The sequence below is a fragment of the Chryseobacterium sp. KBW03 genome (assembly GCF_003852415.1).
Classification (GTDB): domain Bacteria; phylum Bacteroidota; class Bacteroidia; order Flavobacteriales; family Weeksellaceae; genus Chryseobacterium; species Chryseobacterium viscerum.
In genome coordinates, this window is record NZ_QAJO01000001.1 from 90,908 (window position 1) to 106,560 (window position 15,653).

At 36.6% G+C, this 15,653-nt stretch carries 9 protein-coding genes; 6 read left to right on the forward strand and 3 right to left on the reverse strand.

The genetic code is table 11. The features are described from left to right. Window positions 1-27: 27 nt before the first annotated feature. Complete coding sequence (dnaE, locus tag DBR39_RS00340; protein ID WP_124530352.1) at window positions 28-4,698, reverse strand: DNA polymerase III subunit alpha; 4,671 nt, start codon at window positions 4,696-4,698, stop codon at window positions 28-30. Window positions 4,699-4,959: 261 nt separating this feature from the next. Between dnaE and DBR39_RS00345 the strand changes: the two genes are divergently transcribed. The 5 genes from DBR39_RS00345 (at window position 4,960) to DBR39_RS00365 (ending at window position 12,557) form a co-directional block, all read left to right on the forward strand. Then, window positions 4,960-7,101, forward strand: a complete 2,142-nt coding sequence (locus tag DBR39_RS00345; RefSeq protein ID WP_124530353.1) for a S8 family peptidase — start codon at window positions 4,960-4,962, stop codon at window positions 7,099-7,101. A 75-nt stretch (window positions 7,102-7,176) separates the two neighbouring features. Continuing rightward, complete coding sequence (locus DBR39_RS00350) at window positions 7,177-9,249, forward strand: thiamine pyrophosphate-dependent enzyme (RefSeq protein ID WP_124530354.1); 2,073 nt, start codon at window positions 7,177-7,179, stop codon at window positions 9,247-9,249. A 207-nt stretch (window positions 9,250-9,456) separates the two neighbouring features. After that, on the forward strand, window positions 9,457-10,488 hold the full coding sequence (locus tag DBR39_RS00355; RefSeq protein ID WP_124530355.1) for a bestrophin family protein: 1,032 nt from the start codon (window positions 9,457-9,459) through the stop codon (window positions 10,486-10,488). Between the two features lie 210 nt (window positions 10,489-10,698). Further along, entirely contained in the window at window positions 10,699-11,784 is a 1,086-nt protein-coding gene (locus DBR39_RS00360) for a serine hydrolase domain-containing protein (protein WP_124530356.1), read from the forward strand. A 41-nt stretch (window positions 11,785-11,825) separates the two neighbouring features. Then, window positions 11,826-12,557 (forward strand): hypothetical protein, encoded by a 732-nt coding sequence (locus DBR39_RS00365; protein ID WP_124530357.1) that lies wholly within the window; start codon window positions 11,826-11,828, stop codon window positions 12,555-12,557. A gap of 16 nt (window positions 12,558-12,573) precedes the next feature. Here the strand turns inward: DBR39_RS00365 and DBR39_RS00370 are convergent, their stop codons facing one another. Beyond that, entirely contained in the window at window positions 12,574-13,032 is a 459-nt protein-coding gene (locus DBR39_RS00370; RefSeq protein WP_103232073.1) for an Lrp/AsnC family transcriptional regulator, read from the reverse strand. 157 nt (window positions 13,033-13,189) lie between these two features. Between DBR39_RS00370 and DBR39_RS00375 the strand changes: the two genes are divergently transcribed. Then, a complete protein-coding gene (locus DBR39_RS00375; protein ID WP_124530358.1) occupies window positions 13,190-14,419 on the forward strand; it encodes an aminotransferase class I/II-fold pyridoxal phosphate-dependent enzyme in 1,230 nt (409 codons plus the stop codon). Window positions 14,420-14,583: 164 nt separating this feature from the next. On the opposite strand, the gene DBR39_RS00380 is transcribed toward DBR39_RS00375, so the two are convergent. Further along, window positions 14,584-15,588, reverse strand: a complete 1,005-nt coding sequence (locus tag DBR39_RS00380; protein ID WP_124530359.1) for a glycosyltransferase — start codon at window positions 15,586-15,588, stop codon at window positions 14,584-14,586. Window positions 15,589-15,653 lie beyond the last annotated feature (65 nt).

A 15,653-nucleotide genomic window follows, 5' to 3' on the forward strand; every position in this document is an offset into this window, starting at 1 on the left:
TCTTTTTTTGTTTATATATTATTTTTTTTAGTTTAAATAAAACTCATATTTATTAAGAAGTTGGATTTCTTTAATCAAATCTCCAGTCAGGTCTACTGAATGTTTCATAGACTGTACTTCAATATGAGAATCATCTTCAATATTTTTAATAAAGAATTTCAGTTTTTGATTTCCTTTATTCCTATCAAGAACTGTTCTGAAAAAATCCAGATCTTCCGGTCTTACATCCATCACATCCATCACCAAAGATATACTCTTGGCAAATCGCTCAAATGCTTCCTGAAGCTCTATCACATCATTTACATTAACGAAGACTCTGCCGTCTTTCACCTGAGCAAATTTTATTTTGAAGATAACAAACCTCTGAACTTCCAGCTTTTCCTTCAGCCTCATATAATCACGATCTCCCAATCTGAATGAATATGACCCAGAATAATCTTCAAGCGTTACAAAGGCAACTTTCTCACCACTTCTGAAACCGTCTTTTACCACATATTCCGTAATCAAACCTGCAACGGTATATTCTTTTCCGCCACCTCCATTTTCTCTTTCTTTCTGCAAAGTTTTCCAGTCTTTTTTCTTTTCTTCAAAAAGCTCCTCCTGTTTATTTGCAAAAGCCTGTTCTTTATATGCATCAACTTCATCGAGATTCAAAAAATGAAAAACTCCTTTCGGCTCAGCTTTTTTTGTAACCTCTTCTATAATTTCTTCCTCTTCACCGGCAACAATGTCATCAGAAACAATTTCTACAAGATCTGCAACCTCATCAATAGAGTCTTTTTCGAGAATCGGAGCTTCGTCTGCTACTGTTTTTCCCTCATCATCTTTTTCTAAAACTGACTTTTGAGAAAGCCGTCCCTGCATAAACTGATATTGGTATTTAAATTCATCCAAAGGATGTGCAGAAAGGTAAAATCCAATGGTTTCTTTTTCTTTGTTAAGCTTATGCATGTTTGGCCATTCCGGACAGGGTGCCAATTTCGGCTGCTCAATCTGAACTTCTTCAGCAAAATCTGCAAAAAGAGAGTGTTCCATCTCATTTTTACTTTCCTGAAAGCTTTGTCCGTACCTAATCAGTCTTTCTATATTTGTTCTTCCAGCCATATCAATATCAAAATACTGACCTCTGTGGAAAGAACTCAATTCATCAAAACCTCCAGCCAAAACCAAACTTTCCGCTACTCTTTTATTCATTTGCGAAGGCAGAATTCTTTCAAAAAAATCATAAATATTTTTAAATCTTCCGTTCGCTCTTTCTCGTGTAATTCCTTCACTCGGACCTTCTCCAATACCTTTAATTGCTCCCAGACCAAAACGAATCTGCCCTTTCTCATTTACAGAGAATTTATATTGAGATTCATTCACATCAGGACCCAAAACATCAACTCCCATACTTTTACAATCTTCCATAAACATGGTAATAGCTTCTGTATTGTTGATGTTATTACTCATTACACTCGCCATATATTCAGCAGGATAATTGGCTTTTAAATAAGCCGTTTGATACGCGATAAATGCATAACACGTTGAGTGGGATTTATTGAAGGCATATTCTGCAAAGGCTTTCCAGTCGTTCCAGATTTTTTCTAATCTTTCCTCATTCAGGTTGTTTTTTCTACCTCCTTCAATGAATTTAGGGTACATTTTATTCAGAACATCGATTTGCTTTTTACCCATTGCTTTTCTCAGAGTATCGGCTTCACCTTTGGTAAAGTTGGCCAATTTCTGAGACAAAAGCATTACCTGTTCCTGGTAAACCGTAATTCCGTATGTTTCTTTTAAATATTCTTCAGTCTCCGGTAAGTCATAAACAATATCTTCAATCCCGTGTTTTCTGTTGATAAAGTTTGGAATATATTTAATCGGACCCGGACGGTACAGGGCATTCATGGCAATAAGATCGGCAAAAACTGTTGGCTTAAGCTCTCTCATGTATTTTTGCATCCCCGGACTTTCATACTGGAAAATACCAACTGTTCTTCCTTCTTTAAATAACTGATAGGTTTTCGTATCGTCAAGCGGAATAAGATCCGGATCAATATCCAAACCATATCTTGCCTTTACAAGCTTCAATGCATCCTTAATGATGGTCAAAGTTCTCAGCCCCAGGAAGTCCATTTTCAATAGACCTGCACTTTCCGCCACCGAGTTGTCAAACTGAGACACCAAAATATCGGCATCTTTTGCCGCAATCGTTACCGGAACCAGATTACTTACATCTTCAGGAGTAATAATCACCCCACAGGCATGAATACCTGTATTTCTGATACAGCCTTCCATCTTTTTTGCACTCGCAAGCACATCATGACGGTTATCACCCGGAGTGTTAAGAACATATCTCATTTCATCAACAAGCATCTGTTCTTCCGGTTTTAGTTTATCATATTTAGATAAAGCTTTTGCAATGTTCATCCCCGGGCTTGGCGGAATTAGTTTCGCGATATTATTGGTATCAGGAATCGGAACGTCCAAAACTCTTCCCGCATCTTTAATCGCCGATTTCCCTCCCAGAACCGAGTAGGTAATAATCTGTGCTACCTGATTTTTACCGTATTTTTCAACTACCCATTTGATAATTTTATCACGTCCTTCATCATCAAAATCGATATCAATATCGGGCATGGAAATCCTTTCAGGATTCAAAAAACGCTCAAAAAGCAAATCATATTTAATAGGATCTACGTTCGTAATTCCCGTGCAATAAGCTACGGCAGAACCTGCGGCAGAACCACGGCCGGGACCAACCCAAACGCCCATTTTCCTTGCTTCGTTACAAAAATCCTGTACAATCAGGAAATAACCGGGATAACCAGTGTTGGCGACAACTTCCAGTTCAAAATCTAAACGTTCTTTAATTTCGTCTGTGATTCCGGTTTCTACATATCTTTTTTTCGCTCCTTCATAGGTTAAATGGGTCAAATAGGCCATCTCCCCACGTTTCCCTCCGTCAATATCGTCTTCAGCATGAATAAACTCTTCAGGAATATCGAATTTAGGAAGTAAAACGTCTCTTTTTAAGGTATACGGTTTAAATTTTGCAGTGAATTCTTCATAGGTATCAAAAGCATCAGGATACGCCAAAAAAGCTTCTTTTATTTCGTCAGAATTTTTGATGTAATATTCTCCTGTAGCTAACCCTCTTCTCTTTCCAAAGCCTTTTCCAACAGGAGTTGTCAGCTTTTCTCCATCTTTGATACAGCTTACAATATCCTGAATATTAGAATCGTCTTTATTAGAATAAAAAGTTTCGTTCTGTGCTAAAATTTTAACATTATATTTATCTGCAAAATGCAGTAAGACATCATTCAAATGCTCTTCTTCAGGCAGTTTATGATTTTGAATCTGAACATAGAAATCATCTTCAAAGGTATCTTTCCACCATTTGAAAAGCTCCTCCCCTTTTTGTTCACCGGTATTTAAAATAGCATCGGGAATATCTCCCAGAATTCCTGAAGTCAGCGCTATCAAACCTTCTTTATATTCAGCTATCAATTCACGACTGATCCTTGGAACTCCAAAATAGAACCCTTTAAGGAAACCTATACTTGAAAGTTTTGCTAAATTTTTATAGCCTTCAAAATCTTTCGCCAACAAAACAACCTGCGTTCTTCTATCGGGATCATCTTTTGTAAATTGTTTCTGCTCGTAACGTTCTGAAATATAAAATTCGCAGCCCACAACGGGAATTAACGGTTCTGAAACTGGTTCTGCTTCATTAAATTCTTCTCCGTTTTCTTCTGCTTCCTGTTTTTTTGCTAAATATTCTTTATGCTTTTTTACTCTGTCACCATTCGTTCCTTCCACTGCTGAAACGAACTTAAAAGCGCCCATCATGTTCCCAAGATCTACCATTCCGACAGCAGGGAAATTTTCATCAGTAGCTTTTTTGATCAGATCATTGATGCTTGAAGTAGCCGTAAGTGTAGAAAAAACACTGTGATTATCAAAATTGAAATATTTCCCTAAATCAATTTCATCAATACTTCCAAAATCCTGCTGCTTTTTCTTGTTATGAAAATCTGCAACCTGCCTTCTGATAACGATATTAAAAGGCTTGATCGGATCTGGATAAAGACTCTTGAAATAAGCCAGCTGGTCTTCTGAGATCTTTAGTGTTTCAGCAGGAACCACCCCTATTCTTATCATTTCGAAGAAGGCACTGGCCGTAGCATTTACGTCAGCTGCTGCATTATGGGCTTCATCAAATTTATTCCCATAAAGCTTTTCATACAATTCTTCCAATTTCGGAGATTTGTATCGGCCCCCTCGTCCTCCGCCAAGCTGACAGAAGTCGGTCCCCAAAATCATCGTATCTGCTTTGGGTTTTTCCTGTAGATTATCATTCAGGTTTTTCCTGTAAAATTCTGCCCCTACAATATTGTAGTCGAACTCTACATTATGTCCGGAAACAACTCTTGTTCTTTCAAGGACTTTAGAAAACTCTTCAAGAATCTCCTGAAGGTCTCGTCCTTCTTCATTTGCAATTTTCGTTGTAATCCCGTGAATTCTTGCCGCGTTAAAGGGAATATCATACCCTTCAGGCTTTATTATATAATCCTGGTTTTCAATCAACTTCCCGTCATCGTCGTGCAACTGCCATGCGATCTGAACCATTCTTGGCCAGTTATCCGAATCTGAAAGCGGAGCGTTGAAATTTTTTGGTAAACCGGTTGTTTCTGTGTCAAAAATTAAATACATATAATTTTCTAACTTTTTTATAAAAAAGAGAATGTAAAGTTACTTCATTTTTTCTAAATATTGCTTTATAGCAGCCATATAAACAATCAATAATATTTACAAAACACAACAAAATAAGAGATTTTCAAAAAATCTTTTTAACAAATTAAAACATAAATTAAAATTACCTTAAAAAATTAGACTTATTTATTAAAACTTATTAATTATTAAAATTTTAGCATAATTTTGATTCACTATAGTTTTAACAATTTACTACCCAAAATGAAGAAACAACTACTTTTACTCAGTACTTTAGCCATAACGCTAATAAATGCACAAAACAATGAAGAATTAAATAGATTATTTGAACGTCAGAGAATAGACAACAACGAAAAGTTCGATGCCTATGTATCTAAAAGATATGGTTCTAATAAAGCCCCTGAAGTTTTAAAAGAAATTGAACTGCAAAGAACTAATCTTGCAGGCTTTTTACCAGACAATAAGCCTTATTTTTTTCAGGCTCACGATATGGATCAGATTAAAAATTCCAATTCTGATTTTTTGCAGGGAGGAAATATTACTGGCTTAACGGGATCTTTTAACGGAGACGGTATTAAGTTTACTATTTTTGATGGTAGTACTGCTTCCGGCGTAGCAAGAGTATTTGCAAACCACGTCTTCTTTAACAATCTTCCTAACAGAATTACCAATAAAGAAAGCAGCAGTGTCAATTATGGTGACCACGCAACAGCTGTTTCCAGTTTTATAGGTGCGAAAGATTATCCATATACAGTAACATTTACGAATGGGACAACAAGACAGGTTAATTTCAAAGGAATTGCACCCAACTCTACAATAGATGCTTATGCTTTTGGAACATCTGTTTTGGATGGTGAAACTGTACAAAGTACCGTTTTTCAAAAAATCGTAAAGGCACAGCCTAATGTTTCCAACCATTCTTATGGAAGTAATCAGGGATGGGCAGACCCTCAATTGGTTAACAATGAACCTGCATGGGTATGGAATGGTACTTTTGCCAGTCCAAACACCTCTTTTGATGCTCAGGGAACATATCTCACAAACGACCGTGATTATGACCAGATTGTATACAACAATCCTTCTTATATCATTGTAAAATCGGCAGGAAACTCATTTGGTGAAGGACCTAGTGCCGACACTAGTACTTATAAAAAATATTACAAAGATAACTCAGGGAATTTTGTAGAATTTGCTGCAACTGATACTCTACCTCCTAATAATTGCGCACAGGGATATGACTGTATAGGGATTGGTTCTCTTGGGAAAAATATTATTGTGGTAGGAGCCGCAGATAGAATAACGACTAACGATGGAAGATATACAGCTTCCTCGGATGTTATCCATTCCGTTTACAGCAGTGCTGGCCCAAGAGATGACGGAGGTATCAAACCGGATATTACAGCTGTGGGGACAAGTGTTGCCAGTGCATGGACTGATAATACCAGTACAGGAGGAAGTAAAATCAACATAGGGGATGGAACCTCTTATTCTGCTCCTGTAGTAACGGGTATTATTGGACTTTGGACACAGGTTAATAAGCAGCTATTTGGAGGCAGTTTATTAAATGCTGCATCAGCAAAAACCTTAATGGTGCATTCAGCGAAAGAAGCAGGCAACATAGGTCCTGATCCTCAATTTGGATGGGGCTTTATTGACGCCAAAAAAGGAGCTGAACTTCTTGTAGGAAAATCCAACAACAGTATTATTTTTAATGATGAAGTATTAAATAGCGGAGTTGCTAATGTAAAGACAGTTAAGGCGTCCGGGTCTGAACCGTTAAAAGTAACAATATCCTGGATTGATCCTGAATTCACAAACTTTACTAATCAATGGAGCAATATTTACAATAACAGAAGTTCTAAATTGATTAATGATCTGGATCTAAAGATTACTGATACTACTACAAACACTATTTATTATCCATGGAAACTAGATGCCAACAATCCAATGACTCCAGCTACAAAAGGAGATAATACGGTAGACAACGTAGAACAGGTAATAGTAGATGCTCCTGTTGCAGGAAGAACTTATAAAATAGAGATCACCAATAAAGGCATACTGAAAAATAATACAGGCGGAAATGCCCCTCAAAATTATTCTGTCATCGTAACAGGATTTACTGAGTTATTAGGAACTAAAGACATTACCAATCCTCTTAATAATCTCGCGATTTCCCCTACCATTACAAAGGATTTTACAAACATTTTAAAAGCACCTAAAAAGTCTACTTTCAATGTTTACGACCTTACAGGTAAAAAACTACAAAGCGGTACCATCAATAATGAGAAGGAACCAGTAGATTTATCTACTTACACAAAAGGAATTTACATCATTGAAGTAAAAACAGACAAAGATGTTATTTCCAAAAAAGTGATCAAGGAATAACCTATATAAACAAAGATTTTACACAAAATACTAACAGTTGTTAGTATTTTGTTTTTTTATGTATATTTGCTTCCTATGGAAAATGCACTTCACGAAAAAGTTTCTCAAGATATACTACTCAAGGCGTATAATCATATGATGCTGGCCAAAGCAATGGCTGATATTTACGAAGAAAACAGAAATGTATGTAAATATGTTCACAGTACTTCAAGGGGTCACGAAGCCATCCAGCTTGCAACAGCTTATCAGCTTAAGAAAGAAGACTGGGTTTCTCCTTATTATAGAGATGAAAGCATCCTTTTAGGTATAGGTTTTGAACCTTACCAATTAATGCTTCAATTATTAGCTAAAGCTGATGATCCTTTTTCAGGAGGAAGATCATACTACTCCCACCCTTCCAGCAGAGACGAAAACAAACCAAAAATTGTTCACCAGAGTTCTGCAACCGGAATGCAGACTATTCCTACTACAGGAGTAGCACAGGGAATCAAATATATTCAGGATTTTAATCTTCAGGAATTTGAAAACAATCCTGTAGTTGTATGCAGCCTTGGAGACAATTCTGTTACTGAAGGTGAGGTAAGTGAAGCTTTACAATTTGCTGCTTTGCATCAGCTTCCTATTATTTTCCTTGTACAGGATAATGAGTGGGGAATTTCCGTAACAAAAGATGAAGCAAGAACTTGTGATGCTTATGATTTTGTAGCTGGATTCACTGGTTTGAGCAGAATGAGAGTAGACGGAACTGATTTCGTGGAAAGTTTCGAGGCCATGAAAAAAGCCGTGGATTTTGTAAGAACAGAAAGAAAACCTTTGGTTGTCTGTGCAAAAACTGTACTGATCGGACACCATACTTCCGGAGTAAGAAGAGAATTCTATAGAGACGAAGAAGATTTAACAAAACATAGAGCTAAAGATCCGGGAGAAATCCTTAGAAAACATTTACTGGAAACAGGTACTGATGAAGATCTTTTAAAGCAAATCACGAAAAAGGCCCGTCTTGAAGCAGAAGAAGCTTTTGAAAAAGCTAAAAACGCTGAAGATCCGAAGCCTGAAACTGTAATGCAGCACGTTTTTGCTCCTACTCCTATTACAGAGGAAACAGGAACACGCGAGCCTGCCAACGGAGAAAAAATTGTAATGGTAGATGCTGCCATCCATGCGATACAGGAATTGATGTGGAAACACCCTGAAGCTCTTCTTTACGGACAAGATGTAGGAGAAAGAATTGGTGGAGTTTTCCGCGAAACGGTAACGTTAGGAAAAAAATTCGGAAGCAAGAGAGTATTCAATACCGCGATTCAGGAAGCGTATATTATTGGATCTACAGCCGGGATGAGTGCTGTAGGATTAAAACCAATCGTTGAAGTTCAATTTGCAGATTATATTTACCCGGGAATCAACCAGTTAATTACGGAGATATCAAAATCAAGTTATTTAAGTGGCGGAAAATTCCCTGTAAGCAACATCATCCGTGTTCCAATCGGAGCATACGGTGGTGGCGGTCCTTACCACAGTGGAAGTGTTGAAAGTATTTTAGCCAACATCAAAGGAATCAAAATAGCCTATCCAAGTAATGCAGCAGATTTTAAAGGTTTATTAAAAGCAGCGTATTACGATCCAAACCCAGTAGTGATGCTGGAGCACAAAGGATTATACTGGAGCAAAGTTCCGGGAACTGAAGATGCTAAAACAATAGAACCGGCTGAAGACTATGTTCTTCCGTTTGGAAAAGGTAAAGTAATCATCGAAGCTGACAAGGATGAAACTGAGAAAGGAAGAACCTTATTAGTTGTTACCTACGGAATGGGAGTTTACTGGGCTAAAGAAGCGGCCAAGAATTTCAATGGAAGAGTTGAAGTAATTGATTTAAGAACATTAATTCCTCTTGACGAAGAACTTGTTTTCGAAAGAGTGAAAGCTCATGGAAAATGTATCGTTCTTACAGAAGAACAGCTTAACAACTCTTTTGCAGAAGCTTTTGCACACCGTATTTCCAAAAACTGCTTCAAATATCTGGATGCCCCTGTAGAAACAATGGGATCACTTGATGTTCCTGCAGTTCCTATTAATCTGGTACTGGAAAAAGAAATGCTTCCAAATGCTGAAAAACTCAGCAATAAGATTGAAGAAATGCTGAAATATTAATTTTATATAAAATTAAAACCTCTAAAAATTTTTAGAGGTTTTTTTATGCAATTTTTTCATTACTTTTATTTAAGATTATCAATCTCAATTCTAGCCCATTATAAACCAAGAAAACCCAACGATCCATTATCTGAAAGGCATTACAAAATAAAATCAATTACAGTTTGGTATTTATTTTGTCTATACACGCAAAACACACCCATCTTTATGATCACAACCAAATACGTCAATTATAAACAGGTTCTCAATCTGGCCGGTGTACATCTTATCCTAATCTCTATCTGGTGTACATTAATTGCTGTTTTCTTTTATTTCTTCAACTGGCACTGGATGACGATTCCATGGGTTCCTGTTGCACTGATTGGTACAGCAGAAGCATTCCTTGTAGGTTTTAAAAACAACCAGGCCTATGACAGACTTTGGGAAGCCAGAAAAATATGGGGCGGAATTGTGAACTCAAGCCGTTCGTTTGCTTCCATGGTGTATGCTTTCGATACCAAAAATGAAGAAATTGGGGTGTTTGATCTTGAAGACCGTAAAAGAAGAATTGTTTACCGTCACATTGCGTGGTTGTATACTTTCCGCGAACAACTTCTTGTTCCTACAGAATGGGAGCATATCAGTACGGAAAATAATAAATTCGGAAATATCAACCTGAGAAGAAACAGATTGATCAAAGCAGGATTTCCGGATTACGGAAGAGCCCCTATTTTCCTGCACAAATATCTTTCGGAAGAAGAATATGATCTTAAAAATGATTATAAAAACTTTGCTACTTATCTTATTGCCCAACAGGCAAAAGACATCAATGAGCTCAAAAATATGAATGTCATCACAGATTTTAATCAAACTCAACTGCAGAACAGTTTGAATGAATTCTATAATTTTCAGGGACAGGCAGAAAGAATCAAAAAATTCCCTTCGCCAAGACAATTTGCCAGTACGGCTTTTGTTTTTAATATCCTTTTTATTATGCTTCTCCCATTAGGATTAGTGAATGAGTTTGCAAAACTGGGTGACTGGGGAATCTGGACCTCTATTCCGTTCTGTATCATTATCGGATGGATCTATATCATCATGGAACTGGTAGGAGATTATTCTGAAAACCCCTTTGCGGGATTGATGTTTGATGTCCCTATGCTTTCTATCTGCAGAACTATTGAAATTGACTTACTTCAGATGAGCGGAGAAACAGACCTTCCGGATCCTATTGTTTCTAAAAACGGAGTTTTGGTATAGTTTTCAATACATTGAAAGATTAAAAAGACACCCTAAAACTGAATGTCTGAACTCCTGGAAAAAATTAAAAATATTCGATAAAATATATTTTAAAATTTCATTGTTTTTCATAATTTAGAGGCATTGAAAGTATACGTTAAATCACTGAATTCTGGTTCGATTTAACGTATATTCTTATCAACTAATTATTTATCCCTCCTTTTTTAAACAATGAGATCCAAGCAAGTACTGCAGGTTTTGACAATGCTATGTCTTATCCTATTCTGCCCTAAAGTAAAATCACAGGCGGCTTTCAACAAGGAATTACCAAAAGAATTTGAAGACAAATTCACCAAGGAAATCAATGACAGCATTCCATCCTTGGGTTCTTTCATTGTTACCCAAAACGGCAGGCTTCTGTATGAACACTATTTTCACGGAGCCAATAAAGATACCACCTTCAGTGTAAAATCTGTTACCAAAAGTATCGTATCTGTTCTGGCAGGCATTGCAAAAGATAAAAATATACTTCCCAATCTCAATACTCCGGTTTTAAAAATCCTTCCGGAATACAATATTTCAAGAAGCAGATTCAAAAACATTTCCAATATCGAAGGGAAAGTTCTTCATGATTCTATCAGAAACACGTTAACACTAAAAAATCTGTTGACAATGCAGGGAGGTTTCGACTGGGTTGAAAATTCAAAAATTTCGACAGCCATGTCTTTCTCCGGTGATCCGGTAAGATTTGTTCTGGATTTACCTTTTGAAGAATATCCCGGAACTGTATTCAACTATAACAGTGGTGAAAGCCATCTTTTCGGGGCTGCCTTATCAAAAATAGTAAAAACCAGCTTGAAACAATTTGCCAATGAAAATCTGTTTAGACCTTTAAAAATGAATATCACCAGATGGGATACGGATTCAATGGATAGAAATTTTGCAGGCTCAGAGCTTTTTATGAAACCGGATGATATGCTGAAATTTGGAACAATGATCCTTAACAACGGAAAACTTAGCGGCAAACAGATTGTATCTCAAAAATGGATTCAGGAATCAACTTCTGAACAGGTAAAGCTGGATTCATGGGATGTAATGCCCAATGCAAACGGATACGGCTATTATTGGTGGCGAAGAAAAACCAATGGACATCAGGCTTTTGTAGCAACGGGCTACGGAGGTCAGCTGATCTGTGTCATTCCTGATCTGAAAATGGTGATTGTAACAACATGTTTCTTAAATGAAAGCAATAAAGGAAGAGCAGATATTAAAAGACTACATTATTTCATCGATAAAATCACCAAAGGAGATCAATAAGAACTAACAAAACCAATAACCAACCGAACAATACAATAAATATGAAATTCTATTTAGCCCTTATCCTACTCTTCTTTGTCAGCTTATCTTCTGCTCAATCTAACGAAAACAGTAAAAAAGTAAGAGAAAAACAGCTGAAAGCCCAAAATCAAAAAGAGAATCTCGATTTTAAAAGAGTGGAAGAAGAACTTAAAGTACCGGGTAAAGATTCAGGTCCTTTTACGTATGGTGTTTTTCCTTATCCAATTTATGACAGCATTCAGAAAGACGGTTTTAAAGGAGTGGGAACACTGGGTAATTTTTTCGGCTTAAAACTACAGGGTAAAAGGATTGTGTATACAAGCTTTGTAGAAAACAAATGGGGAACTTTAAATTCTCATAAAGTTAAGAATAAAGACAGAGTATTTTTCACCATTCTTGTTCTCACAGATTTTATTGATGATAAAGAATATACTTCAAGTAAAATGAATATCGTTTCAAGAAATTTCCCTGATGTAATCGGACAAGGATTTGTAAAGACTTCCAATAACAGAATTGACTTCTCAGCCTTTACTACCCTTGAAAAGGAAGATTTTGCCATTGTCAACATGAAACTTTACCATCTGAAATATGGAAACGTGATCCTGATTGCTCCACAGAAAGATGGAAGTCTGCGAAGCTTGCAGATCAACAATACAACAGATTTAACGTCTGAAACGTTGAAACCATATGTTGAGCAGCTTATACAACAACCGGAAACCGTTACTTTTTTTATTAACGAAAAAACAATCTGAGCCTACAGCTTAATGTCTACAATACGATCGCCGTCGTATTTTTCACTTCGGAAATCATAAATGAACTGTGCGTACTTGCAATGTGCTGAAGCGTTGTAAGTTTCGTCAGCATAAAATTGCGATAGTCTTCAATATCCTTCACTCCTATTTTAAGGATATAATCATAATCTCCGCTTACATGAAAGCATTCTGTAACTTCCTGAAGGTCCATTACCTCTTTTTCAAACTGCAGTACAAATTCTTTTTTATGCTGGCTTAATTTTACGTGACACAGAACGATAAAATTTTTCTTAACTTTACTCTTGTCCAGCAAGGCTACATATTTTGAAATAATTCCGGCATTTTCAAGCTTTTTTACACGCTCGTAGATTGCCGTAACAGACAATCCAAGTTTGCCAGACAGTTCTTTGGTTGTTTGTTTACAGTCTTCCTGTAAAAAAAGTAATAGTTTCTTATCCGTTTCGTCAAGTTCCATAGATATTTTTTTGGTAAAAGTTTAACAATCCCGAAGATACTAAATAATTTTTCTAAATAAACAATATTTTACAGTTTTATATTCTATAAATTCAAATTTATATTGTAATTATTAGGAAATTAATGCAAATTGGGACAATAAAATAAAAACAATACTTATGGAAAACTTTAACGCAGCCAATGAGATCCAGGATCTTCAGTATTTTGGTGAATTCGGAGGAGTGAATCCTTCTATCTCTGACAGCTCTACCTATACATTTCTTTCTGCAAAGACCATGTTTGATACTTTCGAAGGAAATGCTGAAGGATGCTATCTGTATTCCAGACACTCATCCCCGATGAATCTTTATCTGGCACAGGCTCTTGCCAAGATGGAAAACACGGAATCCGCCAACGTTACAGCATCCGGAATGGGAGCTATTACTTCTGTTTTGATGCAGGTATGCAAAAGTGGAGACCATATTATTTCAAGCAGAACCATCTACGGAGGAACGTATGCTTTTCTTAAAAATTTCCTTCCTCAGTTTAATGTAGCAACCACTTTTGTTGATATCAACAATTTTGAATCTATAGAGAAAGCAATCACTCCCAATACTAAAGTTATTTACTGTGAAAGTGTGAGCAATCCGCTTCTTGAAGTAGCAGACCTTAGAAAACTTTCCGAAATCTGTAAAAAACACAATCTGAAACTGATTGTAGACAATACCTTCTCCCCTCTTTCTATCTCTCCAACATTATTTGGGGCAGATGTTGTGATTCACAGTCTGACGAAATTCATCAACGGAAGCAGTGATACTGTAGGGGGTGTATATTGTGCAACACAATCATTCATCGATGATACCAAAAATGTAAATTCCGGGGCTTGTATGCTTCTTGGCCCAACTATGGACAGCCTAAGATCTTCAAGTATCTTAAAAAACCTGAGAACATTACATATCAGAATAAAACAACATAGCCACAACGCAATGTATCTTGCCGAAAGATTTGAAAAAGACGGCTTAAAAGTATCTTATCCGGGATTACCTTCTCATAAAAATCATGAATTAATGAAAAGCATGCTTCATGAAGAGTACGGATACGGAGGACTATTGACGCTGGATGCCGGAACCACAGAAAAAGCCAATGAACTGATGGAAATGATGCAGGCAGAAAACCTGGGTTATCTTGCCGTAAGCTTAGGGTTCTACAAAACCTTATTCTCATGCTCAGGTAGATCTACCTCATCTGAAATTCCAGAGGAGGAACGTGCTTCCATAGGTATTTCCGACGGATTGATCAGATTCTCTATCGGCCTTGACCACGACATTAAAAGAACTTATCATAAAATGAAAGAATGTATGCTGAAAGTAGGAGTTCTTAACCACCATGAAAACATTTCTATCATCTAAATTTATTGTAAAAAGGCTGTTTCAAATGAAACAGCCTTTTTTTATTCTTGTTTAAATCACAGACATCTTGTTTAGATTCCTTCGGAATGACAAACGCTGTGTATATTTTTTTACTTTTTAATAATAGAAATTCAATAGGAATGGGCTTTAGCCGAAACTTAAAATTATTTCTTATGATAATGATGGGGAAAAGCATCTTCCGGTTTCATTCTGAAAACATTCAGTAGGATCCAGGATTTTAAGAACCCGTACCCGTAAGAAAACATTTGAATATAAGTGGAAATAACTGCCATACCGGCAATACTGATATTTTTCGTCAGCAGCAAGGCATGAAATAGCACCAAAAAGGTGTATAATCCATAAAAAGCAAGGATTATCCCTCTTCCCATGATAAAATACTCCAGAAAGCCCATTATATACCCCAACATAAACAAAGTTGGAAAAGCAAAAGAGATTTTCACATAATTAGGATGTCTCTGATTAAGAATAGGTCTTGCACAGCCAAACTGATACACCTGTTTGGAGAATTTACCGAAATCTACCCTGCGTTTATGATATACCGCAATATCATCAAAAAAGGCGGTAGTAAAACCATTTTCCCAAAGAGTCATAGACAGATCCGGATCTTCCCCTATTCTCATTTCTGAAAATCCGCCAACCTTTTCAAAAACAGCCTTTTTCACCCCCATATTGAAACTTCTGGGTTGGAATTTGGAAACAGCTTTCTTACTTCCCCTGATTCCTCCGGTTGTAAAAACAGAAGTCATAGAATAAGAAATAGCTTTCTGCATCAGATTAAAACCTTTATGCGCCTTATCTGCCCCCCCAAATGCGTCACAAGGAATGGTCTGAATATCTTTTTTGATATGTTCAATATAATCTGCTTCAACAATGACATCACTGTCTACAAATACCAGCCATTCGTTCGCTGCTCTTGCCGCTCCATAATTTCTTGTTAATCCAGGTCCTGAATTATCTTTTCTGAAATATTTAATATCCAGAATTACTTCAAAATTCTTGATGGTAGGCTTCAGATCGATCAGAGAACCATCATCTACGATAATCATCTCGAACTCCCTGTCTGTCTGTTGGGTAAGAGAAGTCAGCAGCTCAAAAAGTTCATCTTTTCGGTTGTAAATGGCAACGACAATGGAAATAGTAGGCTTCAAATTGAAAATTTTTCAAAATTACTTATTCGCAGCACAACCTACAAACAGTTTAACAGCTTATTCAG

Bases quoted from the DNA above. Each gene is read 5' to 3' on its own strand.
- dnaE (WP_124530352.1), bottom strand. From the start codon at position 4,698: ATGTATTTAATTTTTGACACAGAAACAACCGGTTTACCAAAAAATTTC.
- DBR39_RS00345 (WP_124530353.1), top strand. From the start codon at position 4,960: ATGAAGAAACAACTACTTTTACTCAGTACTTTAGCCATAACGCTAATA.
- DBR39_RS00350 (WP_124530354.1), top strand. From the start codon at position 7,177: ATGGAAAATGCACTTCACGAAAAAGTTTCTCAAGATATACTACTCAAG.
- DBR39_RS00355 (WP_124530355.1), top strand. From the start codon at position 9,457: ATGATCACAACCAAATACGTCAATTATAAACAGGTTCTCAATCTGGCC.
- DBR39_RS00360 (WP_124530356.1), top strand. From the start codon at position 10,699: ATGAGATCCAAGCAAGTACTGCAGGTTTTGACAATGCTATGTCTTATC.
- DBR39_RS00365 (WP_124530357.1), top strand. From the start codon at position 11,826: ATGAAATTCTATTTAGCCCTTATCCTACTCTTCTTTGTCAGCTTATCT.
- DBR39_RS00370 (WP_103232073.1), bottom strand. From the start codon at position 13,032: ATGGAACTTGACGAAACGGATAAGAAACTATTACTTTTTTTACAGGAA.
- DBR39_RS00375 (WP_124530358.1), top strand. From the start codon at position 13,190: ATGGAAAACTTTAACGCAGCCAATGAGATCCAGGATCTTCAGTATTTT.